Source organism: Alkalibacterium sp. m-11 (assembly GCF_054658155.1).
Genome location: NZ_BAAGIR010000509.1, coordinates 1 through 255, shown reverse-complemented (window position 1 = coordinate 255; position 255 = coordinate 1). Strand labels below are relative to the sequence as shown.

Below are 255 nucleotides of genomic sequence, written 5' to 3'. Positions count from 1 at the left end.
AGGCCTCTAAGGACGCATACCGTAATTTATCCAGCAGACTGGCAGTGCCAATAAGTAAGACCACTGTGTTTGAGACCGTATCTCGTTGAAAATTCAATAAAAGAAGCAGTTCTTCAAAGATGTCCATTGACAAAAATTGGGCTTCATCCAGGACAATGACTGGTGTGATACGCTGACTCTCTAATTGGCGAATGCGTTCCTGGATGTTGCGAAAATTGACGACCTTTTTGTGGCTCGGTTCCAGTCCCAGTTCAA

1 protein-coding gene is annotated in these 255 nt (G+C 44.3%); it reads right to left on the bottom strand.

Features of this window, described 5'->3' with window-relative positions; genetic code table 11:
• The coding region (locus tag ACYQ2O_RS13370) for an AAA family ATPase (protein WP_459796845.1) at positions 1-255 on the bottom strand (255 nt) is incomplete at both ends.